The organism is uncultured Streptococcus sp. (assembly GCF_963516575.1).
Lineage (GTDB): Bacteria > Bacillota > Bacilli > Lactobacillales > Streptococcaceae > Streptococcus.
This window is the reverse complement of record NZ_CAUQCP010000002.1, coordinates 64,162-90,557: the sequence shown is the minus strand read 5'-3', so window position 1 is coordinate 90,557 and position 26,396 is coordinate 64,162. Positions and strand designations below refer to the sequence as shown.

The 26,396-nt window shown below is 41.9% G+C and carries 25 protein-coding genes, 1 riboswitch and 1 other annotated feature; of the genes, 20 read left to right on the top strand and 5 right to left on the bottom strand.

Going from position 1 to position 26,396, the window contains the following annotated elements:
- From RWM06_RS00970 to RWM06_RS00945, 6 genes are all read left to right on the top strand, one after another.
- On the top strand, positions 1-778 hold a 778-nt coding region (locus RWM06_RS00970; RefSeq protein ID WP_313969774.1), incomplete at its 5' end, for a galactokinase.
- 18 nt (positions 779-796) lie between these two features.
- On the top strand, positions 797-2,278 hold the full coding sequence (locus tag RWM06_RS00965) for a UDP-glucose--hexose-1-phosphate uridylyltransferase (protein WP_313969773.1): 1,482 nt from the start codon (positions 797-799) through the stop codon (positions 2,276-2,278).
- 69 nt (positions 2,279-2,347) lie between these two features.
- Positions 2,348-2,752 carry a PaaI family thioesterase gene (locus RWM06_RS00960; protein WP_313969772.1) on the top strand — a complete coding sequence of 135 codons (405 nt, stop codon included), beginning with the start codon at positions 2,348-2,350 and terminating at the stop codon, positions 2,750-2,752.
- A 293-nt stretch (positions 2,753-3,045) separates the two neighbouring features.
- On the top strand, positions 3,046-4,113 hold the full coding sequence (locus tag RWM06_RS00955; RefSeq protein WP_313969771.1) for a DNA cytosine methyltransferase: 1,068 nt from the start codon (positions 3,046-3,048) through the stop codon (positions 4,111-4,113).
- The gene (locus RWM06_RS00950) at positions 4,100-5,179 is read left to right on the top strand and encodes a DNA cytosine methyltransferase (RefSeq protein ID WP_313969770.1); all 1,080 of its coding nucleotides are present in this window, start codon (positions 4,100-4,102) and stop codon (positions 5,177-5,179) included. The genes RWM06_RS00955 and RWM06_RS00950 overlap by 14 nt, the downstream gene beginning before the upstream one ends.
- Positions 5,169-6,617, top strand: coding sequence for a restriction endonuclease (locus RWM06_RS00945; protein ID WP_313969769.1), 1,449 nt, complete (start codon positions 5,169-5,171; stop codon positions 6,615-6,617). The genes RWM06_RS00950 and RWM06_RS00945 overlap by 11 nt, the downstream gene beginning before the upstream one ends.
- Positions 6,618-6,702: 85 nt before the next feature.
- On the opposite strand, the gene RWM06_RS00940 is transcribed toward RWM06_RS00945, so the two are convergent.
- The 4 genes from RWM06_RS00940 to RWM06_RS00925 form a co-directional block, all read right to left on the bottom strand.
- A complete protein-coding gene (locus tag RWM06_RS00940) occupies positions 6,703-7,965 on the bottom strand; it encodes a nucleobase:cation symporter-2 family protein (protein ID WP_313969768.1) in 1,263 nt (420 codons plus the stop codon).
- On the bottom strand, positions 7,965-8,546 hold the full coding sequence (locus RWM06_RS00935) for a xanthine phosphoribosyltransferase (RefSeq protein WP_313969767.1): 582 nt from the start codon (positions 8,544-8,546) through the stop codon (positions 7,965-7,967). The genes RWM06_RS00940 and RWM06_RS00935 overlap by 1 nt, the downstream gene beginning before the upstream one ends.
- A 128-nt stretch (positions 8,547-8,674) precedes the next feature.
- Positions 8,675-8,770, bottom strand: a riboswitch (purine riboswitch).
- Positions 8,771-9,005: 235 nt separating this feature from the next.
- Complete coding sequence (locus RWM06_RS00930) at positions 9,006-9,392, bottom strand: VOC family protein (protein ID WP_313969766.1); 387 nt, start codon at positions 9,390-9,392, stop codon at positions 9,006-9,008.
- An 11-nt stretch (positions 9,393-9,403) separates the two neighbouring features.
- On the bottom strand, positions 9,404-10,231 hold the full coding sequence (locus tag RWM06_RS00925) for an exodeoxyribonuclease III (RefSeq protein ID WP_313969765.1): 828 nt from the start codon (positions 10,229-10,231) through the stop codon (positions 9,404-9,406).
- 134 nt (positions 10,232-10,365) lie between these two features.
- On the opposite strand from RWM06_RS00925, the gene RWM06_RS00920 reads away from it, so the two are divergent.
- From RWM06_RS00920 to trpA, 14 genes are all read left to right on the top strand, one after another.
- Positions 10,366-10,821, top strand: a complete 456-nt coding sequence (locus RWM06_RS00920; protein WP_313969764.1) for a DUF3290 family protein — start codon at positions 10,366-10,368, stop codon at positions 10,819-10,821.
- Positions 10,818-11,453: a DUF421 domain-containing protein gene (locus RWM06_RS00915; protein ID WP_112443820.1), complete on the top strand. Its 636-nt coding sequence runs from the start codon at positions 10,818-10,820 to the stop codon at positions 11,451-11,453. The genes RWM06_RS00920 and RWM06_RS00915 overlap by 4 nt, the downstream gene beginning before the upstream one ends.
- Positions 11,454-11,658: 205 nt before the next feature.
- Entirely contained in the window at positions 11,659-13,404 is a 1,746-nt protein-coding gene (locus RWM06_RS00910) for an ABC transporter ATP-binding protein (protein ID WP_313969763.1), read from the top strand.
- Positions 13,394-15,136 carry an ABC transporter ATP-binding protein gene (locus RWM06_RS00905; protein WP_313969762.1) on the top strand — a complete coding sequence of 581 codons (1,743 nt, stop codon included), beginning with the start codon at positions 13,394-13,396 and terminating at the stop codon, positions 15,134-15,136. Before RWM06_RS00910 ends, RWM06_RS00905 begins: the two co-directional genes overlap by 11 nt.
- A gap of 183 nt (positions 15,137-15,319) precedes the next feature.
- A complete protein-coding gene (locus RWM06_RS00900) occupies positions 15,320-16,012 on the top strand; it encodes a sugar transferase (RefSeq protein ID WP_313969761.1) in 693 nt (230 codons plus the stop codon).
- A gap of 42 nt (positions 16,013-16,054) precedes the next feature.
- Positions 16,055-17,284 (top strand): DegT/DnrJ/EryC1/StrS aminotransferase family protein, encoded by a 1,230-nt coding sequence (locus RWM06_RS00895; protein ID WP_313969760.1) that lies wholly within the window; start codon positions 16,055-16,057, stop codon positions 17,282-17,284.
- A gap of 426 nt (positions 17,285-17,710) precedes the next feature.
- Positions 17,711-18,889: a tryptophan synthase subunit beta gene (gene trpB, locus RWM06_RS00890; protein WP_004262199.1), complete on the top strand. Its 1,179-nt coding sequence runs from the start codon at positions 17,711-17,713 to the stop codon at positions 18,887-18,889.
- Positions 18,880-19,111 (top strand) — a binding site (T-box leader). Its footprint overlaps the gene before it by 10 nt.
- Positions 19,112-19,499: 388 nt before the next feature.
- Positions 19,500-20,861: an anthranilate synthase component I gene (gene trpE / locus RWM06_RS00885; RefSeq protein ID WP_313969759.1), complete on the top strand. Its 1,362-nt coding sequence runs from the start codon at positions 19,500-19,502 to the stop codon at positions 20,859-20,861.
- On the top strand, positions 20,858-21,424 hold the full coding sequence (locus RWM06_RS00880) for an aminodeoxychorismate/anthranilate synthase component II (protein ID WP_050237118.1): 567 nt from the start codon (positions 20,858-20,860) through the stop codon (positions 21,422-21,424). Before trpE ends, RWM06_RS00880 begins: the two co-directional genes overlap by 4 nt.
- Before the next feature lie 10 nt (positions 21,425-21,434).
- Positions 21,435-22,439: an anthranilate phosphoribosyltransferase gene (gene trpD, locus RWM06_RS00875; protein ID WP_313969758.1), complete on the top strand. Its 1,005-nt coding sequence runs from the start codon at positions 21,435-21,437 to the stop codon at positions 22,437-22,439.
- The gene (gene trpC / locus RWM06_RS00870; RefSeq protein ID WP_313969757.1) at positions 22,436-23,203 is read left to right on the top strand and encodes an indole-3-glycerol phosphate synthase TrpC; all 768 of its coding nucleotides are present in this window, start codon (positions 22,436-22,438) and stop codon (positions 23,201-23,203) included. The genes trpD and trpC overlap by 4 nt, the downstream gene beginning before the upstream one ends.
- A complete protein-coding gene (locus tag RWM06_RS00865) occupies positions 23,190-23,789 on the top strand; it encodes a phosphoribosylanthranilate isomerase (protein ID WP_313969756.1) in 600 nt (199 codons plus the stop codon). Before trpC ends, RWM06_RS00865 begins: the two co-directional genes overlap by 14 nt.
- Complete coding sequence (gene trpB, locus RWM06_RS00860) at positions 23,767-24,990, top strand: tryptophan synthase subunit beta (protein WP_313969755.1); 1,224 nt, start codon at positions 23,767-23,769, stop codon at positions 24,988-24,990. Before RWM06_RS00865 ends, trpB (RWM06_RS00860) begins: the two co-directional genes overlap by 23 nt.
- Complete coding sequence (gene trpA, locus RWM06_RS00855) at positions 24,983-25,759, top strand: tryptophan synthase subunit alpha (protein WP_313969754.1); 777 nt, start codon at positions 24,983-24,985, stop codon at positions 25,757-25,759. Before trpB (RWM06_RS00860) ends, trpA begins: the two co-directional genes overlap by 8 nt.
- On the opposite strand, the gene RWM06_RS00850 is transcribed toward trpA, so the two are convergent.
- A complete protein-coding gene (locus RWM06_RS00850; RefSeq protein WP_313969753.1) occupies positions 25,731-26,390 on the bottom strand; it encodes a prepilin peptidase in 660 nt (219 codons plus the stop codon). The genes trpA and RWM06_RS00850 overlap by 29 nt on opposite strands.
- Between the last annotated feature and the right edge of the window lie 6 nt (positions 26,391-26,396).

Sequence of the window (26,396 nt, the reverse complement as noted above, 5' to 3'; positions counted from 1 at the left end):
AGCATCCTTGGAACTTTTGACAGGGGTCGTGGCAGAGCATCTCTTTGATTTAAAATTAGAGCGTTTGGATTTGGTTAAAATCGGAAAACAAACAGAAAACAACTTTATCGGAGTCAACTCTGGCATTATGGACCAATTTGCTATCGGTATGGGTGCAGACCAACGTGCTATTTACTTAGATACTAACACTTTAGAGTATGACTTGGTGCCACTTGATTTGAAGGACAATGTCGTTGTTATCATGAACACTAACAAACGTCGTGAACTGGCGGATTCTAAATATAATGAACGCCGTGCTGAGTGTGAAAAAGCAGTGGAAGAGTTGCAAGTTGCCTTAGATATTCAGACCCTGGGTGAATTAGACGAGTGGGCCTTTGATCAATATAGCTACCTGATTAAAGATGAAAATCGTTTGAAACGTGCTCGCCATGCTGTGCTTGAGAACCAACGTACCCTCAAAGCTCAAGCAGCCCTTCAGGCAGGTGATTTGGAAACCTTTGGTCGTTTGATGAATGCTTCTCACGTTTCTCTGGAGCATGATTATGAAGTAACTGGCTTGGAATTGGATACTCTTGTTCACACAGCTTGGGATCAAGAAGGAGTTCTCGGTGCTCGCATGACAGGGGCAGGTTTTGGCGGATGTGCCATTGCCTTGGTGCAAAAAGACACTGTTGATGGCTTTAAGGAAGCTGTTGGAAAACACTACGAGGAAGTAGTTGGCTACGCTCCAAGCTTCTATATCGCCGAAGTTGCAGGTGGCACTCGCGTCCTTGACTAGTCAAAAGGAGGCTCTATTGTGACCTTAGTAGATAAATTTGTAACACATGTCATTGAAGAAAGTACCTTTGAGGAAATGGATCGAATCTACCTGACCAATCGTGTCTTGGCACGAGTGGGAGACGGTGTTTTGGAAGTTGAGACCGATCTGGATAAATTAATTGATCTCAAGGACCAGCTGGTTGAGGAAGCCGTTCGATTAGAGACGATTGAAGATAGTCAGACTGCGCGTGAAATTCTTGGTGCTGAACTAATGGACTTGGTGACCCCTTGTCCGAGTCAGGTCAATCGTGACTTCTGGGAAACCTATGCCCACTCTCCTGAGCAGGCGATAGAGGATTTTTATCAACTCAGCCAGAAAAATGACTACATCAAACTCAAGGCCATTGCTAAAAATATTGCTTATCGTGTTCCATCTGATTACGGTGAACTTGAAATTACCATCAACCTCTCTAAGCCTGAAAAGGATCCCAAAGAGATTGCGGCAGCCAAGTTGGTGCAAGCTAGTAATTATCCTCAGTGTCAGCTTTGTCTAGAGAATGAGGGCTACCATGGTCGAGTTAACCACCCAGCTCGCAGCAACCACCGTATTATCCGTTTTGAAATGGCTGGTCAGGAATGGGGCTTTCAGTATTCGCCCTATGCTTACTTTAATGAGCACTGTATCTTTTTAGATGGCCAACATCGTCCTATGGCCATTAGTCGTCAGAGTTTTGAAAGTCTGTTGGCTATCGTAGAGCAATTTCCAGGCTATTTTGCAGGCTCTAATGCCGACTTGCCAATCGTTGGTGGTTCTATCCTAACCCATGACCACTATCAGGGAGGCCGTCATGTATTCCCTATGGAATTGGCTCCCTTGCAAAAGACCTTCCGATTTGCAGGTTTTGAGCAGGTAAAGGCTGGAATTGTCAAGTGGCCTATGTCAGTGCTACGTTTGACTTCGGATTCCAAAGAAGATTTGATCAACTTAGCTGACAAGATTTTGCAGGAATGGCGCCAGTATTCAGATCCAAGGGTGCAAGTCTTGGCAGAAAGTAATGAAACACCACACCATACCATTACACCTATAGCCCGTAAACGAGATGGCCAGTTTGAGTTGGACTTGGTCTTGCGAGACAATCAAACATCAGCAGAACATCCTGATGGCATCTATCATCCTCACAAGGATGTCCAACATATCAAGAAGGAAAATATTGGCTTGATTGAGGTCATGGGCTTGGCAATCTTGCCACCACGTCTGAAAGCAGAAGTGGAGCAAGTCGCCAGCTATCTCGTGGGAGATGGGGATACAGTTGTCTCTTATCATCAGGAATGGGCAGACAAGCTCAAAGCCCAACATTCAGATTTAACGGATAAAGAAGAAGCCCTTGAAATCGTCAAGGACTCTGTGGGTGCTATCTTTGCGCGTGTACTTGAGGATGCAGGAGTCTACAAGCAGACAGAACAAGGGCAGACAGCCTTTATGCGCTTTGTGGAACAGGTCGGAATTTTGCCAGACTAGGAGCTTTATCCTTGCACAGTCCTATAAAAAGTAGTATTATAGTGTCGTTTGAACTATCAGGAGGAAACGATGAAAGATTTTCACTTTGATGCTATATCAGCTTTTGAAAATTATGAAATTAAAGAGATGAAAGATGGTCACGTTGTGGTGACGACAAAAGTAGTGAATTCGTCGCTCAACTACTATGGCAATGCCCATGGTGGCTATCTCTTTACTCTCTGTGACCAGATCAGCGGTTTGGTGGTCATATCTCTGGGGCTTGATGGAGTGACGCTCCAGTCTTCTATCAACTACCTTAAGGCAGGAAAACTTGATGATGTGCTGACTATTAAAGGAGAATGTGTCCATCAAGGTCGCACAACCTGTGTGGTGGATGTGGATATCACCAATCAAGAAGGCAGAAATGTCTGCAAAGCAACCTTTACCATGTTTGTTACAGGCCAGCGCTCAGAAGACAGACAGGTAAGGATATAGATAAACAAAAAAAGAGGTATCTGCCTCTCAGATTGAAGTAAAAGTCCATTTTGGACAATTTTCTTCAATCTTTTTTTGCTGGAAAAAAATAAAAAAATCTAAAAAACCATTCCATCGGTGTTTATACGAGTTCTCACTATATGGTATCCAATCTCCGTCAGGCAAATTAAGCAAATCCAAATAAATTTAAATGTAGCGACTATAATTCATTATAGGGAAAGAAATATAACTGAACAACTTTTGTATTAAAAATGATATAATAGCTTTTAGTATTAATAATAATAAGGAGAAGTATGAAAGGTTTATCATTATTTTCAAGTGCTGGAATTGGGGAGTATTTTCTTGCGAGAAATGGAATAGATATTATAGTTGCAAATGAACTTTTAGAAAAAAGAGCAAACCTTCATAAAGAACTTTATCCCCAATGTGAAATTGTTGTAGGTGATATTACTGATGAAATAATCTATAATAAAATAATTAAAGCAACAAAGAAACAAAAAATTGACTTTATTATTGCTTCACCACCTTGTCAAGGAATGAGTGTAGCTGGTAAAAATAGAAAATCTGAAGAGATGTCTTCAGATAATAGAAACTATCTTATATTATCAGTAATTGAAGCAATAAAGGATCTTAATCCTGATTATATCATTATTGAAAATGTTCCACTGTTATTGAAACTAGTATTGAAGTATAATAATGAGTATTTAAATATAGAAGAGATTCTTAGGAGAGAAGTTGGAGCTGAGTATAATATCATTTCAAAAATTTTTGACACGGCTGATTACGGAGTGCCACAACATAGAAAAAGAGCAATTATTCGTATGAGTAAGAAAGGAAAAGTATGGAATGAACCTCCGAAAAATGAACTTTATACTACTGTAGAAGAAGTAATAGGAGATTTGCCCTCTTTAGAGTCAGGTGAAAAATCCAATATTAAATGGCATTTTGCTCGTAAACATGATGATAGACAGGTTGAGTGGATGAAGCATACGCCAACTGGAAGTTCAGCATTTGACAACAAAATTTATTTCCCAAGAAAGAAGAGTGGGGAGCGTATTAAGGGCTTTAATTCAAGTTATAGGAGAATTAAATGGGACGAGCCATCTCCGACTATTACTATTAGAAATGATGCCATCAGTTCTCAAAGAAATGTCCACCCAGGAAGAAAAAATACAGATGGTACTTATTCCGATTCTAGGGTTATGACAATTTTAGAACTATTTAGATTGACTGGCTTACCAGATGATATTAACTTTCCTGAAGATACCTCGGAAATACTAATTAGACAAGTGTTAGGAGAGTGTGTACCCCCTCGCTTAATTGAAGTTTTAGTAAAGGAAATAATCGATGACAAAAATTAAAGCATTTTCTCTGTTTTCAAGTGCTGGAATTGGAGAATTGAATTTACATAAAGGTAACTTAGAATTTGTAGGTGCCAATGAGCTAATAAAGAAACGTGCTGACTGTTATAGTTTTTTCTACCCGAGAACAAAAATGTTTCAAGGAAGTATCACTGATGATGCATTGAAAAGTAAAATGATTAGTTTTTCAAAAAAACAGGAAGTAAAAGTGCTAATTGCTACCCCACCTTGTCAGGGTTTTAGTTCTGTAGGGAAAAACAAGCTACAAGAACATTTTGAAGTTGATCGTCGTAATTTTTTAGTTCTTGAAGTATTTGATTTTATTGAACAGCTTGACTTAGATTATATTTTGATTGAGAATGTACCAAGATTTTTAAAAATGTATTTTCCATACAATGGAGAACTATTACTTTTATCAGATATCCTTAGGTTAAAGTACTATCATAAATATAATATAGATATAGATATTTTAGATGCGAAATTTCTTGGTGTTGCACAGTCTAGGCCAAGAGCTATAATTAGACTGTGGAAGAAACATTTAAAATGGAATTTACCGAAGACAGAAGATATAATCCCTTTAAAAGAGGTGATTGGTCATCTTCCTTCTTTAGGCAATGGAGAAAAATCAAATATAAAATGGCACTACGTACCTAAAATTAGAGATAGCATTGAAGAGGCTTTGAAGCATACTGAGACAGGAACTAGTGCTATGAAAAATGAGGTTTATTATCCGAAAAAGGAAAATGGAGAAAAAATATCAGGGTTTCATAATACCTACAAGAGAATGAAATGGGATGAGCCTGCGCCAGCGCGTACGACTTATAGTGGGAGTGTTAGCTCGCATAATAATGTTCATCCAGGACGTAAACAATCTGATGGCACTTATTCTGATTCGCGGGTTTTATCTTTATTAGAAACATTTTTAGTTAGTTCGATATCACCGGATATCGAATTTCCTAAAGGTACTTCAGATACTTTTATTAGAACAATTATTGGAGAAGCTATTCCACCTAAAATGATGGAAAAGATTTGTTATCCAAGTGGAGGAGAAGAATTTGCAAAATAAAGAACATTGGATATTTAAAAAGCATACTAATAATATTGATGTGCTTGTAGGTGTTGCCTTATATTTAAAGGAGAAAAAATCAGGTATTTCATCGGAAGAAAAGAGGCAATTATTTCAAACTTTAAAAGAAAACAGTATATATCACCCTAGAGAATCAGCCAGGAATATGCCGCTTGATTCAATAAATCATCGAATTGATGAGCTATCATATTATATGTTTGGATATGCATCGAAAATAGATAAAACCAAAAAATTTGTTTTTAGTCCATTAGGTAATTTATTTTTAAATAATATTAATGATAAAGAAAAAACATCTAAAATATTTTCAACAATGTTAGCCGGAATTCAGTTTCCACATCCTGCCAGTAAACCAAGTACAGAATTTTCATTATACCCATTTAGATTGATATTCAATTTGTTACTTGATGAAAGACTAGGGGGGAAGCTCTTTAACTATGAAATATATAATTACATAATTTATCTAAAAGAGATGTCTCCACAAATCTATGAAAATTTAGTGAGAGATATTTTATATTCAAGAAATCTCACTAGTCAAGAGAAATTTAGAAATCTTAAAAAGAAGGAAGAAGAAATTGTAAAATCTGTCTATGAATGGGAATATTATGTTTTACGATTACTACATTCGCAGGGTGTTTTTGTAAGACATCAGGGAGATTTTTCAGGTAAATTATACCATCCAGTAAAAAATCCAAGTACTAAAAAAACTGGTCGAACAGTAACTGATGGCTATTTTTTGTTAAGTGATGAAGTAAAGCCTTTTATTCAAAATCTTTTAATGGAGTATTCTTTATTTAGTGAGACATTGAAATTGGGAGATGATAAACGACAAACATCTGAAGTTATTAAGGAGATATACTCATTTTATCCAGATGTTCTTTTAAAGGAATTAGGAGAAAAAGTTACAGAACTACCAACAGAAATTTTGAGATTGCCAAAATTAATTGAAGAGTTTGCTTTAAATGAGGATGGTAAAACCTTTAATAAATTTGAGGATGTTTTAGAAGATGCATTCAATTTATTTTGCAACGTTGATGCGCAAAAATTATCTGGTCCTGGTAGAACTGATATCGAATGTGTATATCTACCTATACCTGAAAAGTTTTCAGTAGAAGCAAAATCTACAGCTAATAAGTTACCGAGTTTGAATGCTGGGAGACTAGCTCATCATAGGGAACTTATTGGAGCAAAGTATACGATTGTGGTAACTCCAAGATATGTGCCGAGCGTAAAATATGATATTAAAGGGCAAGATATAGTTTTGATTAAAGCTAATACATTTTCTGAGTATATTTATAATTATCTGAATGAAGGTATAAGGGAGATAGATTTTTCTGAAATTCGAGATATTATACAAAATAACCTTGGTAAAGATATAAGTTTAGAAATATCAGAAAAAACTTTGATGAGGTTTGGATAGTTCTAAAAGATTTTTAATTAAATAGATGGTAAGTGGAATTAAGTGATTTTCACCAACACAAAAAAGAGGCTCACACCTCTTTTTCTTATTTCTTTTTATGATTTAATACGGCATTGAGGACAATGGCGAGTAGGCTGGCTACGACGATTCCGTTTGAGAAGAACATTTGGAAGGCTGTCGGCATGCTGATGAAGAGATTACTGTTGTTGAGTCCGACACCTGCAGCGATTGATACAGCTGCGATAAGGAAGTTGTGTTCATTGTTAGCAAAGTCCACACGAGCGAGGATTTGCATCCCTTGAATAGATACAAAACCAAACATCACCAGCATGGCACCGCCGAGGACAGGGCTCGGAATGATTTGGGCAAGGGAGCCAAACTTAGGAAGGAGTCCAAGGAGAACCAGGAAACCAGCTGCGTAGTAGATTGGCAGGCGAGTCTTGATACCTGACAATTTAACCAAACCAACGTTTTGTGAAAATCCTGTGTAAGGGAAGGTGTTAAAGATTCCTCCGAGAAGTACGGCCAAACCTTCTGCGCGGTAACCGTTACGCAGGCGCGTGCTGTCGATTGGATCTTTTGTGATATCAGACAAGGCTAGATAAACACCAGTAGACTCAACCATAGACACTGTTGCGATGATACACATCATGACAATAGATGAGATTTCAAAGGTTGGCATCCCAAAGTAGAGTGGAGTTGGGACATGGACAAGCGGTGCTGCTGCAACAGGAGAGAAGTCCACCAAGCCCATGCTAGCAGCAATGGCAGTTCCAATAACCAGACCAATCAAAATAGAGATAGACTTGATAAATCCTTTGGTAAAGATGTTAATCAAGAGGATAATCAGAACAGTAATAGCGGCAAGCAAGAGACTTTGACCAGTTGGCTCTGGAACGTTATTTCCCATATTTCCAATAGCGACAGGGATCAAGGTTAAACCAATCGTGGTAATAACAGATCCTGTTACGATAGATGGGAAGAGATTGGCCACTTTTGAGAAGATACCTGACACAAGAACCACGTAAATCCCTGATGCGATAAGGGCACCAAACATAGCACCACTACCATGGCTTTGCCCAATCATAATCAAGGGAGCTACCGACTGGAAGGCAACTCCAAGAACGACTGGGAGTCCAATCCCAAAGTATTTGTTGAGTTGGAGTTGGAGGAAGGTTGCTACCCCACACATGAAGATATCTGTAGAAATCAGGTAAGTCAACTGATCAGCTGAATAGCCAAGGGCTGTTGCAATCATGATGGGAACCAGGATGGATCCAGAGTACATGGCTAGTAAGTGCTGCAAGCCAAGAACGGCTGCTTGCGAGTGTTTTTCTTGAGTTTGCATTAGAGATCTGCCTCCTTAAAAATAACTTGACCATTTTCAAAACGATCCAAACGAGCGAGTGATAGGATGGGGTAGCCTGCTTTTTCAAGCAAATCACGGCCATCTTGGAAAGATTTTTCAATCACAATACCGATAGCTTCGACTGTTGCTCCAGCCTGTTCGATGATTTGAATCAAGCCTTTGGCAGCTTGGCCATTAGCAAGGAAATCGTCGATAATCAAGACCTTGTCCTCTGGTGAGAGGAATTTTCCAGCGATAGAAACGGTGCTGGTTACCTGCTTGGTAAAGGAGTAAACTTCGGCAGTTAAGATACCTTCATTCATAGTGATGTTTTTAGCTTTTTTAGCGAAAATCATGGGAACGTTTAAGGCTTCAGCTGTAAAAACGGCTGGGGCAATACCTGACGCTTCAATGGTTACGACTTTGGTAATACCAGCAGAAGCAAATTTTTCCGCAAAAACCTTACCAATCTCTCGCATCAAGCTAAAGTCAACTTGGTGGGTTAAAAAGGAATCCACCTTGAGGATGTTATCACCCAAGATATGCCCATCCTTGAGGATGCGCTCTTCTAATAATTTCATAAGACCTCCTAAATTCTAAAAGCCAATCCATTTGCTTGTTTCAGATTTCTATCCAGTAAAACGGATAGAAAAAGGACCTACTTAATCTCTAAGTAAGTCCCCAAAATAGGCATGGCAAAAACGACCATACCTCACTCTGACTTACTTATTGTTAGGTGTTCCGGCACCTTGTAGAAACGTCGTGCCAATTCACGACATAAACAAGTAAAATGATATTCAATTTCAAATAGGCTTGAGCCAATGTTTTTATTTTATACTAAATAACTTTAGAAATCAAATATTTTGTTAGTGTTTTGGTTTTAAAAAAACGAACAAATATAATAAAAATGGGCAAAAAATAACTTATTAGCTAACATTTAGAAGGTTTTTCCATCATAAAAGGGCATATTATTAGTTTTTTAAACACCTGACAATATGCCTCTTTCTAACTTTAAAGACTTTTTCCCAATCTTTATTATTCTATTCACTAAATCTTAAAAAATAACCATCAGGATCCAAAATCGCAAATTCATGAGGGTAAATAAAGCTATCTCCCACTCGAAATTCTCTTTTGGTCAGGGGACGATGGATAGGATAGTCAGCTTCCAGCAGTTTTTGGTGGAGCTGAGGAACATCTGCAATGCCAAAGGAAATATTGACACCGCGCCCGAAAGGATAGGTCAGCTGAGCTAATTCTTCTGTGCTGCCTTCTTCTAGCATAAGTTGGCAGTCTTCAAGCGAGAGGAAGAGAAATTTCTCCTCTGGACGCTCGTATTCGACAGAGAATCCTAGCAGGTTGCAGTAGAAGTGACGTGACTTTTCGAGGTCAGATACTACAAATTCAGGAATGACAGCTTGATAGTCCATTAGTTTTCTCCTTAGAGCTCAATCTCCATGACAATGGGTGTGTGGTCTTGACGCGCACCGGAGTCAATCATGTCAGACTTGGTCACCTTGTCAGCGATGCGGTTACTTGTGAGCCAGTAGTCGATTCTCCAGCCTGTATTATTGATTTTAGAAGTCTTGCTGCGCTGTGCCCACCAAGTGTAGCGTTCTGGAACATCGCCGTGAATGTGGCGGAAGGTATCCGTAAATCCATTTGCTAAAAGGTTGGTAAATCCAGCACGCTCCTCGTCGGTAAATCCTGGTGAATGGCGGTTGCTGGCAGGATTTGCAAGGTCGATTTCATTGTGGGCTACGTTATAGTCACCGGTCGCAAGGACTGGTTTTTCTTTGTCTAGTCCAGCCAAGTACTCAGCATATTTGACATCCCAGACTTGACGTTCTTCCAAGCGTTTGAGACCGTCGCCAGCATTTGGTGTGTAGACCTGAGTCACGAAAAATTCATCAAATTCTAGAGTAATGATACGACCCTCCAAGTCCATGGTAGAAGGGGCACCGATTTCTGGGAAGCTGATAGTTGGTGTAAGTTCTTTCTTATAAAGGAACATGGTTCCAGCATAGCCTTTGCGGGCAGGCTCTTGGGAAGAACGCCACGTGTTTTCGTAGTCTGGGAAGAGTTCTTCTAAAATTTCCAGATGTTTCTTTGTAGGGCCCTTGGCAGAAAGCTTGGTTTCTTGGATAGCGATAATATCAGCATTTTCAGCGACCAAGGTTTGTAGGACTTCTTGGGACAATTTTGCACGAGCTGAGTCACTTGTTAGGGCAGCATTGAGGGAATCAATATTCCATGAGATAAGTTTCATAAAGTTACCTTTTTTCATTCAGATTATAGATTTTATTATACCAAAAAAAACTCTATTTCCCCAACGTATGGTTTGAAAAATCACCCTCTTTCATTTATAATGAAGAATGATTTTATGAAAAGGCGTGAAAATAAATGAAATTTTACTCATATGACTATGTACTTAGCCAAATCAGTCAGCAAAATGGCATCATGATTGGCTTTGGGATTGTTCTCCTAGCTATCACAGTTTTTTTTGCTTTTAAAGCCTATCGAGATAAAAAGGGGACTAAGTTTAGGGAATTGGTCATGATTTTGGCCCTGACTTTGGTAGCCATGCTTTTGGTGACAATTTCAAAATACCAGACCAATCAAGCCTCTAACAACCAATTTCAAACCTCCCTTCATTTCATAGAGGTTGTTTCCAAAGACTTGGGAGTGGATAAATCAGAAGTTTATGTCAATACTTCTGCAACCACTGATGGAGCGCTTGTCAAGGTAGGTCCAAATGTCTACCGCGCCATGAACGGGAGCCAACCAGACAAGTATCTTTTAGAGAAATTAGAATTGCATCAAACAGACGCTATTGAATTGGTGGAGGTAAACAAATGACACTCAACTATATGGAAATTTTAATCAAACTGGCCTTGGGCCTCTTTTCGCTGGTTTTCGTTATCAATGTGACCGGAAAGGGGAATCTGGCACCTAATTCTGCGACAGACCAAATTCAGAACTATGTTCTTGGTGGTATCATCGGTGGGGTGATTTACAATAGTTCAATCAGTATTCTGCAATACGCAGTGATTCTGATGATGTGGACGATTTTGGTTTTGACCCTCAAGTGGCTCAATAACAATGTTCGCTTTGTCAAACGCTTGATTGATGGAAAACCAACTCTTCTTATCAAAAATGGGAAGATTGACCCAGAAGCCTGTCGTTCAGTTGGCTTGTCTGCAGCGGATGTAGCACTCAAACTTCGTAGCCAAGGGATTTTCCAGATGAAGCAAGTTAAACGAGCTGTGCAGGAGCAAAATGGCCAACTCATCGTGGTCCAAATGGGAGATGAAAATCCTAAGTATCCAGTTGTGACTGACGGTGTGATTCAAGTTGATGTTTTGGAGTCGATTGGTCGTAGCGAAGAGTGGCTGCTTGATAATCTCAGCAAGCAAGGGCATGATAATGTTGCCAACATCTTTATCGCTGAGTATGACAAGGGGGCTGTTACAGTCGTAACCTATGAATAAGAAAAACCTGGGGTCTTGTACTCTTCAAAAATCTCTTCAAACTACGTCAACGTCGCCTTGCCGTATGTAGGTTACTGACTTCGTCAGTTCTATCTACAACCTCAAAGCAGTGCTTTGAGCAACCTGCGGCTAGTTTCCTAGTTTGCTCTTTGATTTTCATTGAGTCTTGGCCTCAGGTTTCCATTTGCAATCAGAAAGGGATGTTATGTCCATTATTCAAAAACTGTGGTGGTTTTTCAAGTTAGAAAAACGCCGTTATTTAGTGGGGATTGTGGCCCTGGTCTTGGTTTCCGTCCTCAATCTCATTCCCCCTATGGTCATGGGGCGGGTCATTGATGACATTACATTGGAGCAATTAACCCAGCAGGACCTCCTTCTTGACCTATTTTACCTGTTGCTTGCGGCCTTTGGGATGTACTATCTGCGCTATGTTTGGCGTATGTATATCCTTGGGACTTCCTACCGTTTGGGGCAGATTATGCGGTCTCGCTTGTTTGAGCATTTTACAAAAATGTCTCCAGCCTTTTATCAGACCTATCGGACGGGGGACTTGATGGCACACGCAACCAACGATATCAATGCCTTGACTCGTCTTGCAGGTGGAGGGGTTATGTCTGCGGTGGATGCCTCTATCACGGCTCTAGTGACTTTGCTGACCATGCTCTTTAGCATTTCCTGGCAGATGACTCTGGTTGCCATTTTGCCCCTGCCTTTCATGGCTTATGCGACCAGTCGTCTAGGAAGAAAGACTCACAAGGCTTTTGGAGAATCGCAAGCTGCCTTTTCTGAACTCAATAACAAGGTACAGGAGTCCGTATCAGGTATCAAAGTGACCAAGTCCTTCGGTTATCAAGCGGATGAGCTTAAGTCCTTTCAGGCAGTCAATGAATTAACCTTCCAAAAGAACCTGCAAACCATGAAGTACGATAGCCTCTTTGATCCCATGGTTCTCTTGTTTGTTGGTTCATCCTATGTGCTAACCCTCTTGGTCGGCTCCTTGATGGTTCAGAAAGGGCAGATTACGGTTGGAAATCTGGTTACCTTTATCAGCTATTTGGATATGCTGGTTTGGCCTCTTATGGCTATTGGTTTCCTCTTTAATATCACTCAGCGTGGGAAGGTTTCCTACCAGCGGATTGAGGAATTGTTGTCTCAGAAATCACCTGTACAAGACCCTGAGTTTCCTTTAGATGGCATTGAAAATGGGCGCTTGGAGTACAATATTGATAGTTTTGCCTTTGAAGATGATGAAACACTGACGGATATTCACTTTAGTTTGGAAAAAGGGCAAACATTAGGCTTGGTCGGGCAGACAGGTTCTGGGAAAACATCCTTGATCAAGCTTCTATTACGTGAATACGATGTGGACAAGGGAGCCATTTATCTAAATGGTCACGATATTCGGGACTATCGTCTGACAGACCTTCGTAGTCTTATGGGCTATGTCCCCCAGGACCAGTTTCTCTTTGCGACCTCTATCTTAGACAATATTCGCTTTGGAAATCCTAACTTATCACTTTCAGCAGTCGAGGAAGTGACGAAGCTAGCTCAAGTTTACCAAGACATTCTAGCCATGCCTCAAGGCTTTGATACCTTGATTGGTGAAAAGGGAGTCAGTCTCTCAGGTGGTCAAAAGCAACGTCTGGCCATGAGTCGGGCCATGATTTTGGACCCAGATATTTTGATTTTAGATGATTCCTTGTCTGCCGTGGATGCCAAGACAGAGTATGCGATTATTGACAATCTTAAGGAGACGCGAAAGGACAAGACAACCATTATTACGGCTCATCGCCTGAGTGCGGTTGTCCATGCAGATTTGATTTTAGTCCTGCAAAATGGTCAAATTATCGAACGGGGTACGCACGAAGACTTGCTAGCTTTGGATGGCTGGTATGCCCAAACCTACCAGTCTCAGCAGCTGGAAATGAAGGGAGAAGAAGATGCAGAATAAGAAAGAACAATGGGCTGTATTGAAGCGCTTGATGTCCTATCTCAAGCCTTATGGACTCCTGACTTTTTTGGCACTCAGTTTTCTACTAGCAACGACGGTCATTAAAAGTGTCATTCCCCTTGTGGCTTCCCACTTCATTGACCAGTATCTGAGCAATCTCAATCAACTTGCTGTGACCGTTTTGCTGGTCTACTATGGCCTTTATATTCTTCAAACTCTAGTTCAGTATGTCGGCAATCTTCTCTTTGCGCGCGTGTCCTACAGTATTGTTAGGGATATTCGTCGGGATGCCTTTGCCAATATGGAGAAATTGGGCATGTCTTATTTTGACAAGACGCCAGCAGGCTCTATCGTCTCTCGTTTGACAAATGACACCGAGACTATCAGTGATATGTTTTCAGGGATTTTATCCAGCTTTATCTCAGCAGTTTTCATCTTTCTGACAACCCTTTATACCATGTTGGTGCTGGATTTTCGTTTGACAGCATTAGTATTGCTCTTTCTCCCCTTGATTTTCCTTTTGGTCAATCTCTATCGGAAAAAATCCGTCAAGATTATTGAGAAAACCAGAAGTCTCTTGTCAGATATCAATAGCAAGCTGGCTGAAAACATAGAGGGAATCAGAATAATCCAGGCCTTTAATCAAGAGAAGCGCCTACAGTCAGATTTTGATGAAATCAACCAAGAACACTTGATCTACGCCAACCGTTCTGTGGCCTTGGATGCCCTCTTTTTACGTCCTGCCATGAGTTTGCTGAAACTCCTAGGCTATGCTGTCTTGATGGCCTACTTTGGTTACCGTGGGCTTTATCTGGGAATAACGGCAGGAACCATGTATGCCTTTATCCAATACATCAACCGCCTCTTTGATCCCCTGATTGAAGTGACGCAAAACTTTTCAACCCTTCAAACTTCTATGGTTTCTGCAGGTCGTGTCTTTGCCTTGATTGACGAGAGGACCTATGAGCCTCTTCAAGAAAATGGACAGGCCGAGATCAAAGAAGGCAATATCCGTTTTGAACATGTATGTTTTTCTTATGATGGAAAACATCCGATTCTGGATGATATTTCTTTCTCCGTTAACAAGGGTGAGACCATTGCCTTTGTGGGTCATACAGGTTCTGGGAAATCGTCTATTATCAATGTTCTCATGCGCTTTTATGAATTTCAGTCAGGGCGAGTTCTTTTAGATGGTGTGGATATCAGGAACTATAGTCAGGAAGAGCTGAGAAAGAACATCGGTCTGGTCTTGCAGGATCCCTTCCTCTATCATGGAACCATTAAATCCAATATCGCCATGTACCAAGAAATCAGTGATGAGCAGGTTCAGGATGCTGCAGCCTTCGTGGATGCAGATTCCTTTATTCAGGAGCTTCCGCAGGGTTATGATTCCCCTGTTTCTGAGCGTGGTTCGAGCTTCTCTACTGGTCAGCGTCAGCTTCTTGCCTTTGCTAGAACAGTCGCCAGTCAGCCTAAAATCCTGATTTTGGATGAAGCAACAGCTAATATTGACTCTGAAACAGAAAGTTTGGTTCAAGCTTCACTGGCTAAGATGAGACAGGGGCGGACAACCATTGCCATCGCCCACCGTCTTTCTACCATCCAAGACGCCAACTGTATCTACGTATTGGACAAGGGGCGCATTATCGAGAGTGGAACCCATGAGGAACTCTTGGCTCTGGGAGGAACCTATCACAAGATGTATAGCTTGCAGGCGGGTGCCATGTCTTAATAATCTTTGAAAATCTCTTAAAACAAGGTCAGCTTTATCTGCAACCTAAAAGCTGTACTTTGATTTTCATTGAGCATAAGAAGGCAATACTTCAAATTACAGATTTCTTTCACCGCCTTTTCCATTTTGTGGTATAATGAAAAATGTTGACAAATAGTATAATAAAAACAAAGGAGAAACAGCATGCTGAAATGGGAAGACTTGCCCGTGGAAATGAAATCAAGCGAGGTTGAGTCTTACTACCAGCTTGTCTCTAAAAGGAAGGGTTCGCTGATTTTTAAGCGTTGCTTGGACTGGGTTCTGGCCTTGGTTTTGCTGGTTCTGACCTCTCCTATCTTTCTCATCTTGGGCATTTGGATCAAGTTGGATAGCAAGGGACCAGTGATTTACAAGCAAGAGCGCGTGACCCAGTACAATCGACCTTTCAAGATTTGGAAGTTCCGTACCATGGTGACGGATGCAGATAAAAAAGGGAGTCTGGTGACTTCTGCTAACGATAGCCGCATTACCAAGGTTGGCAATTTTATCCGCCGTGTCCGTTTGGACGAACTGCCTCAGCTGGTCAATGTCCTGAAAGGTGAGATGTCCTTTGTAGGGACGCGTCCTGAAGTGCCTCGTTACACAGAGCAGTATAACCCTGAAATGATGGCAACCTTGCTTTTGCCAGCAGGGATTACCTCTCCAGCCAGCATCAACTACAAGGATGAGGATACTATCATCAGTCAAATGACCGAAAAAGGCCTGTCAGTTGACCAAGCCTATGTCGAACACGTCCTTCCTGAAAAGATGCGCTATAACCTTGCCTATCTCCGAGAGTTTAGTTTTCTTGGAGACATCAAAATCATGTTTCAAACCGTGTTTGAAGTGCTAAAATAAAGTAGTCATGAGAAAATGAGTACAGATAAAAGGAGCAAATCAATGCCAAATTACAATATTCCATTTTCACCACCCGATATTACGGAAGCAGAAATTGCTGAAGTAGCGGATACCCTTCGTTCTGGTTGGATTACAACTGGTCCAAAGACAAAAGAACTAGAGCGTCGCTTGTCCCAATATACACAGACGCCAAAGACTGTCTGCCTCAACTCTGCAACTGCAGCTCTTGAGTTGATTTTGCGTGTCTTAGAAGTTGGTCCTGGTGACGAAGTCATCGTTCCAGCTATGACCTATACAGCTTCATGTAGTGTTATCACACACGTAGGAGCAAGCCCTGTCATGGTGGATATCCAAGCAGATACTTTTGAGATGGACTATGACCTTCTTGAGAAGGCCATTACTGAAAAGACTAAGGTGATTATTCCTGTTGAGCTTGCGGGGATTGTTTGCGACTATGACCGTTTGTTCCAAGTTGTGGAGAAAAAACGTGACCTCTTTACTGCATCAAGCAAGTGGCAAAAAGCCTTTAACCGTATTGTGATTGTTTCTGATAGTGCCCATGCTTTGGGATCTACTTATAAAGGGCAACCTGCTGGTTCTATAGCTGACTTTACTTCCTTCTCATTCCACGCCGTTAAGAATTTTACAACTGCTGAAGGTGGAAGTGCCACTTGGAAATCTAATCCAGCGATTGACGACGAAGAGATGTACAAGGAATTCCAAATTCTTTCCCTTCACGGGCAAACTAAGGATGCTCTTGCCAAGATGCAACTGGGTTCATGGGAATACGATATTGTCACACCAGCCTACAAGTGCAACATGACCGATATCATGGCGTCACTTGGTTTGGTACAATTGAACCGCTATCCAAATTTGTTGCAACGTCGTAAGGACATCGTGGACCGCTATGATCGTGGTTTTGCAGGTTCTCGTATCCATCCATTGGCACACAAGACTGATACTGTAGAATCTTCACGCCATCTCTACATCACCCATGTAGAAGGAGCAAGTTTAGAAGAGCGCAACCTCATCATCCAAGAATTAGCTAAAGCAGGAATTGCAAGTAACGTCCACTACAAACCGCTTCCGCTCTTGACAGCTTATAAGAATCTTGGTTTTGATATGGCAGATTATCCAAGAGCCTATGCCTTCTTTGAAAATGAAATTACCCTTCCTCTTCACACTAAATTAAGCGATGAAGAAGTGGACTATATCATTGAGACTTTCAAAACAGTTTCTGAAAAAGTGCTAACTTTATCAAAAAAATCGTAAAAAAGTCTTGACAAAGAAAAAACAAAGTATTAAAATAAGTTCAACAAATCAGAAAAGTAACTATTTTTGATCTTCAGGGAGCCTGTGGTGATTGTGAACAGGTGGTTGGAATTAGTGAAAGTGGGCTGATTTTAAAAATGAATTTGAAACAATGAAAATTCGGTGCGCACACCTTACAGTGCAACTTGTTGTTAGACAAGGCAGAGATGTAAAGGGATAGTCCCTTTATAATTGAGGTGGCACCGCGTTACCAACGCCCTCACATGGAATTTAATTCTGTGTGTGGGCTTTTTTCTTTCGGTCATTTTGTTTTTCTTTTATTAGGGCGTTAAGTTGCTTTGATGAACTTAAAGTTCTATCTGCAGCTCCTTGCCTACTACTAAAAGCAAACAAAAAGCCGAATTAATATAGAAAGAGGAAAATTTTATGACAACTAAAGGTTATTTTGGACAATTTGGTGGTAGTTTTGTACCGGAGCCGATTCAGGCTTTGTTGGATGAGTTGGAAGTGACATTTGACAAGTACAAAGATGATCCAGAGTTTTTGGCAGAATTTCGTCATTACTTGAAGGACTATTCAGGTCGCGAAACACCTCTCTATTTTGCAGAAAGTTTGACAGAGCACCTAGGTGGAGCTAAGATTTATCTCAAACGTGAAGACCTTAACCACCTTGGTTCTCACAAGCTCAACAACGTTTTAGGGCAAATTCTTCTGGCCAAACGTATGGGTAAAAAACGAGTGATCGCGGAAACAGGGGCTGGTCAGCACGGGGTTGCGACAGCAGCGGCTGCAGCCAAGTTTGGTATGGCCTGTGATGTCTACATGGGAGCAGAGGATGTGGAACGTCAACGTCTCAATGTTTTCCGTATGGAGATGATGGGAGCAACTGTTCATGCAGTTGAAACGGGGACACGAACTCTTAAGGATGCGGTTGATGCAGCCTTTGGAGCATGGATGAATGACCTTGAAGCCTTCTATGTTCTGGGATCTGCTGTAGGTCCTCACCCTTATCCTACCATTGTTCATGAGTTCCAAAAGGTCATCAGTGAAGAATCTCGCCGTCAAATCTTAGAAAAAGAAGGTCGTTTACCAGACTACGTTATTGCCTGTGTAGGTGGTGGCTCTAATGCCATCGGTGCTTTTTCTCAGTATGTGGCTGATGAAGAAGTTAAATTGGTTGGGGTCGAAGCTGCTGGTCATGGACTTGATACAGACAAGCACGCAGCTACTATGACAAAAGGTAGTATCGGAATTGTTGACGGTATGAAGACCTATGCAGTCTTTAAGGAAGACGGAGAGCTAGCTCCAGTTTACTCTATCTCAGCTGGATTGGACTATCCAGGGGTTGGTCCAGAACACGCCTACTTCAAGGATTCAGGTCGCGTGGAATATGTGGCTGCAACAGACGAAGAAGCTGTTCAGGCTCTCCTCCTTCTCAGCAAGACTGAAGGAATTATCCCAGCGATTGAAAGTTCGCACGCTATCGCAGAAGCAGTTAAACGTGCACCGAAACTAAGTAAAGACGACATTATCATCATCAATGTCTCTGGTCGTGGAGACAAGGACGTAGCTGCGATTGCAGACTACCTAGAAGCTAAAAAATAAAAGATGGAAAAATTACAGTCCTTTCTCTCACAGAGAGCTTGTGGTTGCTGGAAACAAGCAGAGAAAGCTGTAAGGTTGGGTCCATCTGAAACGAGAGAAGAAAACATAATTCTCAAGGGAGTGCCCTTTATCGCACAGCCTGTTACAGGAGGTTTCTGAGACAGGAATGAGAGATAGGAGAAATCCTATAATTGAGGTGGCACCGCGAATTTCGTCCTCACGCAAGTTATTTTGCGTGGGGATTTTTATATATTTACCGCAGATATTGCGATTAATTTTTTAAATATTTTCAATAAATAGGTCGTTATAGAATATTTACGAACGAAGTGAGTTTCTAAAAGATGTTTCCCGCCATAGTGGTATCCTAGAGAAGCAAAGATGCTTCTCTAGGACGGAATTTTTGAGAGTAAAATAGTTCGGGGAACTATTTTAGTCCGAGACTAGAAATGAATGAGCTAGGAGCTCAAAAATTAGGTCTTTTATTTCATGGATTTCTAAAATCATCCACTGGATAATTTTACCTCCCGTCCGCACTATTTAAGGGAAATAGAAAAAGATAATAAATTAAGACTAAAAGTCTATAAAGAAAAGAACTGAAAGGGAAATTATAATGGAAAGAATCATTCATGGAGATGTCTTATCACCAATATTGGCTTATATGCGCCTAAAGGGGCAACACAAGGTGATCTTAGAGAGTATTCCGAGAGACAAGGAAACAGCTCGTTTTTCTATCTTAGCTTATAATCCAGTTTTTGAGATTAAGTTTGAAAATGGAGTTCTTTATCAAAATGGGCAAGTGATTGATCGTGATCCCTTGGATTTCCTTTATGAAGTGACTCATAAGAGCCAACACCATTCAGATCTACCTTTTGGTGGGGGAGCTATTGGCTTTGTCGGTTACGATATGATTTCGCTTTATGAAGAAATTGGTCAAATCCCTCAAGATACGATTGGAACGCCAGACATGCATTTCTTCGTCTATGAGAGTTACATGGTCTTTGACCACAAGAAGGAAAAAATCCATGTCATCGAGGATGCTCTCTATAGTGAGCGTAGTCAAGAAGACTTGGAAAAAGCATTGAACCAAGTGCTTGAGGAATTACGCATTCCTGCTCCAAATGAATTTGAAGACTTGGATCTATCTCCGTTAGACTTCAAACCCCATATCGCCCCTCAGAAGTTTGAGGAAATGGTGGAAACAGCTCGTGACTTGATTCGTAATGGCGATATGTTCCAATGTGTACTCAGCCAGCGCTTCTCAGCAGAAGTTACTGGAAATCCATTTGACTTCTACAGAAATCTTCGCGTGACCAATCCATCTAATTACCTTTATTTCTATGATTTTGGAGATTATCAAATCATCGGTGCCAGTCCAGAAAGTTTGGTTTCTGTCAAAAATGGCATCGTGACAACCAATCCGATTGCCGGTACGCGACCAAGAGGAGCTACGGATGAAGAAGACAAGGCTTTGGCGATAGACCTGCTTTCGGATGAGAAGGAAACAGCAGAGCATCGAATGTTAGTAGACTTGGGGCGTAATGATATTGGCCGCATCTCTGAAACGGCAAGTGTTCAAGTCACCAAGTATATGGAAGTGGAGCTCTTCCGCTATGTCATGCATTTGACCAGCGTGGTCAAGGGGCGTTTGCTTCCAGAACTCACTGCTATAGATGCTTTAAAATCAACACTTCCAGCTGGAACAGTTTCAGGAGCACCAAAGATTCGAGCTATGAGACGTATCTATGAATTGGAAACAGAAAAACGGGGAGTATACGCAGGAGCAATTGGCTACCTATCTGCGACGGGCGATATGGATTTGGCCATTGCCATTCGAACGATGATTCTCAAAAATCAAACAGCCTATGTGCAGGCTGGGGCAGGGATTGTCTATGACTCTATCGCCCAAAACGAATACCAAGAAACCATTAACAAAGCTAAATCTATGACTAGAATTGGAGAACTAAGACCATGATTTTATTGATTGATAACTATGATTCTTTTACCTATAACTTGGCTCAATACATTGGGAATTTTGCGGAAGTGCAGGTCTTGAGAAATGATGATCTCAAGCTGTATGAAGAAGCTGAAAAAGCAGATGGTCTGGTTTTTTCTCCTGGTCCTGGTTGGCCAGTTGATGCTGGTAAGATGGAAGATATGATTCGTGATTTTGCAGGCAAGAAACCAATTCTAGGGATTTGTTTGGGGCACCAAGCCATTGCAGAAGTCTTTGGTGGTAAGTTAGGTTTGGCGCCAAAAGTCATGCATGGGAAACAGAGCAATATCAGCTTTGAAGCGCCATCTGTTTTGTATCAAGGCATCGAGGATGGCCGTGCAGTCATGCGTTACCACAGTATTTTGATTGAGGAAATGCCAGAAGACTTTGAAGTGACAGCTCGTTCGACTGACGACCAAGCCATTATGGGGATTCAACATAAAAATCTACCGATTTATGGCTTCCAGTACCATCCAGAGAGTATCGGAACGCCAGATGGCTTGTCTTCTATTCGGAATTTTATCGAGAAGGTTGTAAAGTGAGGAAACTAGGATGAAAGATATTATTGAAAAACTAGCAAAATTTGAAAATTTATCAGGTGTGGAAATGACGGATGTCATCGAGCGTATCGTAACTGGGCGTGTAACGGAGGCGCAGATTGCTTCTCTCCTTTTGGCTCTTAAGATGAAGGGGGAAACACCTGAAGAACGCACAGCCATTGCCCAAGTCATGAGAGGACATGCCCAACACATTCCAACTGAGATTCATGATGCCATGGATAACTGTGGTACAGGTGGGGACAAGTCTTTCAGCTTTAACATCTCTACAACTGCAGCCTTTGTCTTGGCTGGTGGCGGTGTTCATATGGCAAAACACGGTAACCGTTCGATTTCTTCTAAATCTGGTTCTGCAGATGTTCTCGAAGCCTTGGGTATCAACCTAGACCTCAAACCAGCTGAACTAGGTAAGGTCTTTGATAAAACTGGAATTGTCTTTCTCTTTGCAAAAAATATGCACCCAGCTATGAAATACATCATGCCAGCTCGTTTGGAATTGGGAATTCCAACAATCATGAACTTGACTGGTCCCCTGATTCACCCAATGGCTTTGGAAACACAGCTTCTTGGTATTAGTCGTCCAGAACTGCTAGAAAGTACAGCTCAGGTTTTGAAAAATATGGGTCGCAAACGTGCTGTTGTGGTTGCTGGGCCAGAAGGGCTAGATGAAGCCGGCTTGAACGGAACAACCAAAATTGCACTTCTTGAAAATGGCGAAATCACCCTATCAAGCTTTACTCCAGAGGATTTGGGCATGGAAGGCTACGCTATCGAAGATATTCGTGGAGGTAATGCTCAGGAAAATGCAGAAATTTTGCTCAGCGTTCTGAAAAATGAACCAAGTCCATTCTTGGAAACTACGGTCTTAAATGCTGGTCTTGGTTTCTATGCTAATGGTAAGGTAGCTAGTATCAAGGAAGGAGTTGCCTTGGCCCGTCAAGTGATTGCTAGTGGCAAGGCCCTTGAAAAACTCAGACTATTACAGGAGTACCAAAAATGAGTCAGGAATTTTTATCCCGAATCTTGGAGCAGAAGGCGCGTGAGGTGGAGCAGATGGAGCTGGAGGAAATCCAGCCCTTGCGCCAGACCTATCGCTTGGCTGACTTTTTGAAGAATCATCAAGACCGCTTGCAGGTAATCGCTGAGGTCAAGAAAGCTAGCCCTAGTCTGGGAGATATCAATCTCGATGTGGATATTGTGCAACAGGCCCAGACTTATGAAACGAACGGAGCAGTGATGATTTCTGTTCTGACAGATGAAGTTTTCTTTAAAGGACATTTGGATTATCTGCGGGAGATTTCCAGTCAGGTACAGATTCCGACGCTTAACAAGGACTTTATCATCGATGAAAAGCAAATCATCCGTGCTCGAAATGCAGGTGCAACAGTTATCTTGCTCATCGTGGCAGCCTTGTCAGAAGAACGCCTCAAGGAACTGTATGACTACGCGACAGAGCTTGGTCTGGAAGTTTTAGTGGAGACTCATAATCTAGCTGAACTAGAGGTAGCTCACAGACTTGGTGCCCAGATTATCGGGGTCAATAACCGCAACTTGACTACCTTTGAGGTCGACTTGCAGACCAGTGTAGATTTGGCTAAACATTTCAAAGATGATTGCTTGTACATTTCTGAATCTGCCATTTTCACAGGGCAGGATGCGGAACGAGTAGCGCCATACTTTAACGGAATTTTAGTTGGGACAGCTCTTATGCAGGCAGAAGATGTGGCCCAGAGAATCAAGGAGTTGCAGATTGACAAAGGTTAAAATTTGCGGATTATCGACCAAAGAAGCGGTAGAAACAGCCGTTTCAGCAGGAGCCGACTATATCGGTTTTGTCTTCGCACCTAGTAAAAGACAAGTGACCTTGGATCAGGCTGCTGAGCTGGCAAAGTTTATTTCTGTAGACGTAAAAAAGGTTGGTGTATTTGTTTCACCAAGTCGAGCTCAACTGCTGGAAGCGATTGACAAAGTTGGCTTGGATTTGGTTCAAGTTCACGGTCAGGTGGCGGATGATTTATTTGAGAATGTGCCTTGTGCTAGCATTCAGGCTGTGCAGGTGGATGGAGAGGGTCATGTGCCCAATTCTCAGGCAGACTATCTACTCTTTGATGCCCCTGTAGCTGGGAGTGGCCAGACCTTTGATTGGGGTCAACTGGATACGACTGGATTAACTCAGCCTTTCTTTATCGCAGGTGGCCTTAAGGAAGACAATGTAGTAAAAGCAATTCAACACTTTACTCCCTATGCAGTAGATGTATCGAGCGGAGTGGAGACAGATGGACAAAAAGATCATGAAAAGATTAGAAGATTTATAGAGAGGGTAAAGAATGGCATATCAGGAACCAAATAAAGATGGATTTTACGGAAAATTCGGCGGACGTTTTGTCCCAGAAACATTGATGACAGCAGTTTTGGAGTTGGAGAAGGCCTATCGTGAAAGCCAGGCAGACCCAAGTTTCCAAGAGGAATTAAACCAACTCTTACGCCAGTATGTAGGGCGTGAAACTCCCCTTTACTACGCAAAAAACTTGACCCAGTATATCGGCGGAGCCAAGATTTACCTCAAACGAGAAGATCTCAACCATACAGGGGCCCATAAGATTAACAATGCCTTGGGACAAGTTTTGCTTGCCAAACGCATGGGTAAAAAGAAAATTATCGCAGAAACAGGTGCTGGTCAGCACGGTGTGGCAACTGCAACTGCTGCAGCTCTCTTTAACATGGAATGTACCATCTATATGGGTGAAGAGGATGTTAAACGCCAAGCCCTCAATGTCTTCCGAATGGAGCTTTTGGGAGCCAAGGTTGAGGCTGTGACAGATGGTTCGCGCGTGCTCAAGGATGCGGTCAATGCAGCCCTTCGTTCATGGGTAGCTAATATCGATGATACCCACTATATTCTTGGTTCTGCCTTGGGGCCTCATCCATTCCCAGAAATCGTTCGTGACTTCCAAAGTGTCATTGGTCGAGAAGCTAAACAACAGTACCGTGACTTGACAGGTAAAAATCTGCCAGATGCCCTAGTAGCCTGTGTTGGTGGTGGTTCTAATGCTATCGGGCTCTTCCATCCATTTGTGGAAGATGAGTCAGTAGCCATGTATGGGGCTGAAGCAGCTGGACTTGGTGTAGACACAGAGCACCACGCAGCTACCTTGACCAAGGGTCGTCCTGGTGTTCTTCACGGTTCCCTCATGGATGTGCTTCAAGATGCCCATGGTCAAATTCTTGAAGCCTTCTCTATCTCAGCAGGTTTGGACTATCCTGGTATCGGTCCAGAACATTCTCACTACCACGATATCAAACGTGCTAGCTATGTTCCTGTGACAGACGAGGAAGCCTTGGAAGGATTCCAACTCTTGTCTCGTGTGGAAGGGATTATCCCAGCATTGGAATCTAGCCATGCCGTTGCCTTTGCGGTGAAATTGGCCAAAGAACTCGGTCCAGATAAGTCCATGATTGTCTGCCTATCAGGTCGTGGGGACAAGGATGTGGTTCAAGTCAAAGACCGCTTGGAAGCAGATGCAGCAAAGAAGGGAGAAGCTCATGCCTAAGACTCTAACAGAAAAATTGAACGCTATAAAAGCATCTGGAAAAGGAATTTTTGTTCCCTATATCATGGCTGGAGACCACGAGAAAGGTTTGGATGGTCTCGGTGAAACAATCCACTTTTTAGAAGATTTGGGTGTTTCCGCCATTGAAGTGGGCATTCCCTTTTCAGATCCTGTTGCAGATGGACCTGTTATCGAAGAAGCTGGCTTGCGCAGTCTAGCCAACGGAACTTCTACCCAGGCTTTGGTTGAAACCTTGAAAACCATTGAAACAGAGGTGCCACTTGTTATCATGACTTACTTCAACCCCCTCTTTCAGTACGGTGTGGAGAACTTTGTCAAAGATTTGGCAGATACAGCGGTTAAGGGCTTGATTATCCCAGACCTGCCCCATGAGCATGCCAACTTTGTAGAGCCTTTTTTGGCAGATACAGACATCGCCTTGATTCCTCTAGTTAGTTTGACGACAAGGATTGAGCGTCAGAAAGAATTGATTGAAGGGGCAGAAGGTTTTGTCTATGCCGTTGCTATCAATGGGGTGACAGGGAAATCAGGCAATTACCGTGCAGACTTGGACAAGCACTTGGCACAATTGCATCAAGTGGCCGATATCCCAGTCTTGACAGGTTTTGGTGTATCTAGTCAAGCCGATGTAGAACGCTTCAATGCGGTATCAGATGGTGTTATCGTTGGTTCGAAAATTGTAAAAGCTCTCCATGAAGGAGAGCCGATTCAGGACTTTATCAAACAAGCAGTAGCTTACCAAAAATAATCACACAAGCAGCAAGTAAGAGGAAAGGCACGAAAGGAAGTCTTTCCTTTTTCTTTTGCAGGAGAAAGGCTAGAATTCCTATTGCAGAAGCAAACTGAATCAAGATCAGTAACTCCGTTACGCTAAAGACGAGAGCACAAGAAGCTAAAAAGAGAAAATCACCTGCGCCCATACGAATATCGATAAAATGAGCCGCAATTCCAAGGGCAAGAAAGAAGACCATGACTAGATTCCAGTTAGAGGAAGCCATGAGGATTAGGTGGAAAGTCATCCAGACCAGTAAGGGATATTCCTGATGGCGAACGTCGTAGATGCCCAAGGTCAAACCAGCAGTGATTAGGATGACTTGACCCAAGGAAATCCACTCCCAAGACCAAGCTAGAAAGAGGATTCCTAAGCCGAGTTCAAAGAGGGCATACCAGAATGGATAAGGAGCCTTGCAGTAGCGACAGCGAAAGCGACTGAGCACCTGCGAGAAAATCGGAATCAAATCTAAGGGACGCAAGCGAGTCTGACAGGAATCGCAGTGACTGGCTGGACTGATAATGGATTGCTCTGGAAAGCGGTCAATGACCAAACCAAGAAAGGAAGCGAGAATGCTCCCGACAAGAAAAAAATAAAAATCAATCATACTTAT

Excerpts from the sequence above, each read along its gene's own strand:
- RWM06_RS00960 (WP_313969772.1), top strand. The coding sequence starts at position 2,348 with ATGAAAGATTTTCACTTTGATGCTATATCAGCTTTTGAAAATTATGAA.
- RWM06_RS00955 (WP_313969771.1), top strand. The coding sequence starts at position 3,046 with ATGAAAGGTTTATCATTATTTTCAAGTGCTGGAATTGGGGAGTATTTT.
- RWM06_RS00950 (WP_313969770.1), top strand. The coding sequence starts at position 4,100 with ATGACAAAAATTAAAGCATTTTCTCTGTTTTCAAGTGCTGGAATTGGA.
- RWM06_RS00940 (WP_313969768.1), bottom strand. The coding sequence starts at position 7,965 with ATGCAAACTCAAGAAAAACACTCGCAAGCAGCCGTTCTTGGCTTGCAG.
- RWM06_RS00935 (WP_313969767.1), bottom strand. The coding sequence starts at position 8,546 with ATGAAATTATTAGAAGAGCGCATCCTCAAGGATGGGCATATCTTGGGT.
- RWM06_RS00930 (WP_313969766.1), bottom strand. The coding sequence starts at position 9,392 with ATGGACTATCAAGCTGTCATTCCTGAATTTGTAGTATCTGACCTCGAA.
- RWM06_RS00925 (WP_313969765.1), bottom strand. The coding sequence starts at position 10,231 with ATGAAACTTATCTCATGGAATATTGATTCCCTCAATGCTGCCCTAACA.
- RWM06_RS00920 (WP_313969764.1), top strand. The coding sequence starts at position 10,366 with ATGAAATTTTACTCATATGACTATGTACTTAGCCAAATCAGTCAGCAA.
- RWM06_RS00915 (WP_112443820.1), top strand. The coding sequence starts at position 10,818 with ATGACACTCAACTATATGGAAATTTTAATCAAACTGGCCTTGGGCCTC.
- RWM06_RS00910 (WP_313969763.1), top strand. The coding sequence starts at position 11,659 with ATGTCCATTATTCAAAAACTGTGGTGGTTTTTCAAGTTAGAAAAACGC.
- RWM06_RS00905 (WP_313969762.1), top strand. The coding sequence starts at position 13,394 with ATGCAGAATAAGAAAGAACAATGGGCTGTATTGAAGCGCTTGATGTCC.
- RWM06_RS00900 (WP_313969761.1), top strand. The coding sequence starts at position 15,320 with ATGCTGAAATGGGAAGACTTGCCCGTGGAAATGAAATCAAGCGAGGTT.
- RWM06_RS00895 (WP_313969760.1), top strand. The coding sequence starts at position 16,055 with ATGCCAAATTACAATATTCCATTTTCACCACCCGATATTACGGAAGCA.
- trpB (WP_004262199.1), top strand. The coding sequence starts at position 17,711 with ATGACAACTAAAGGTTATTTTGGACAATTTGGTGGTAGTTTTGTACCG.
- trpE (WP_313969759.1), top strand. The coding sequence starts at position 19,500 with ATGGAAAGAATCATTCATGGAGATGTCTTATCACCAATATTGGCTTAT.
- RWM06_RS00880 (WP_050237118.1), top strand. The coding sequence starts at position 20,858 with ATGATTTTATTGATTGATAACTATGATTCTTTTACCTATAACTTGGCT.
- trpD (WP_313969758.1), top strand. The coding sequence starts at position 21,435 with ATGAAAGATATTATTGAAAAACTAGCAAAATTTGAAAATTTATCAGGT.
- trpC (WP_313969757.1), top strand. The coding sequence starts at position 22,436 with ATGAGTCAGGAATTTTTATCCCGAATCTTGGAGCAGAAGGCGCGTGAG.
- trpB (WP_313969755.1), top strand. The coding sequence starts at position 23,767 with ATGGCATATCAGGAACCAAATAAAGATGGATTTTACGGAAAATTCGGC.
- trpA (WP_313969754.1), top strand. The coding sequence starts at position 24,983 with ATGCCTAAGACTCTAACAGAAAAATTGAACGCTATAAAAGCATCTGGA.
- RWM06_RS00850 (WP_313969753.1), bottom strand. The coding sequence starts at position 26,390 with ATGATTGATTTTTATTTTTTTCTTGTCGGGAGCATTCTCGCTTCCTTT.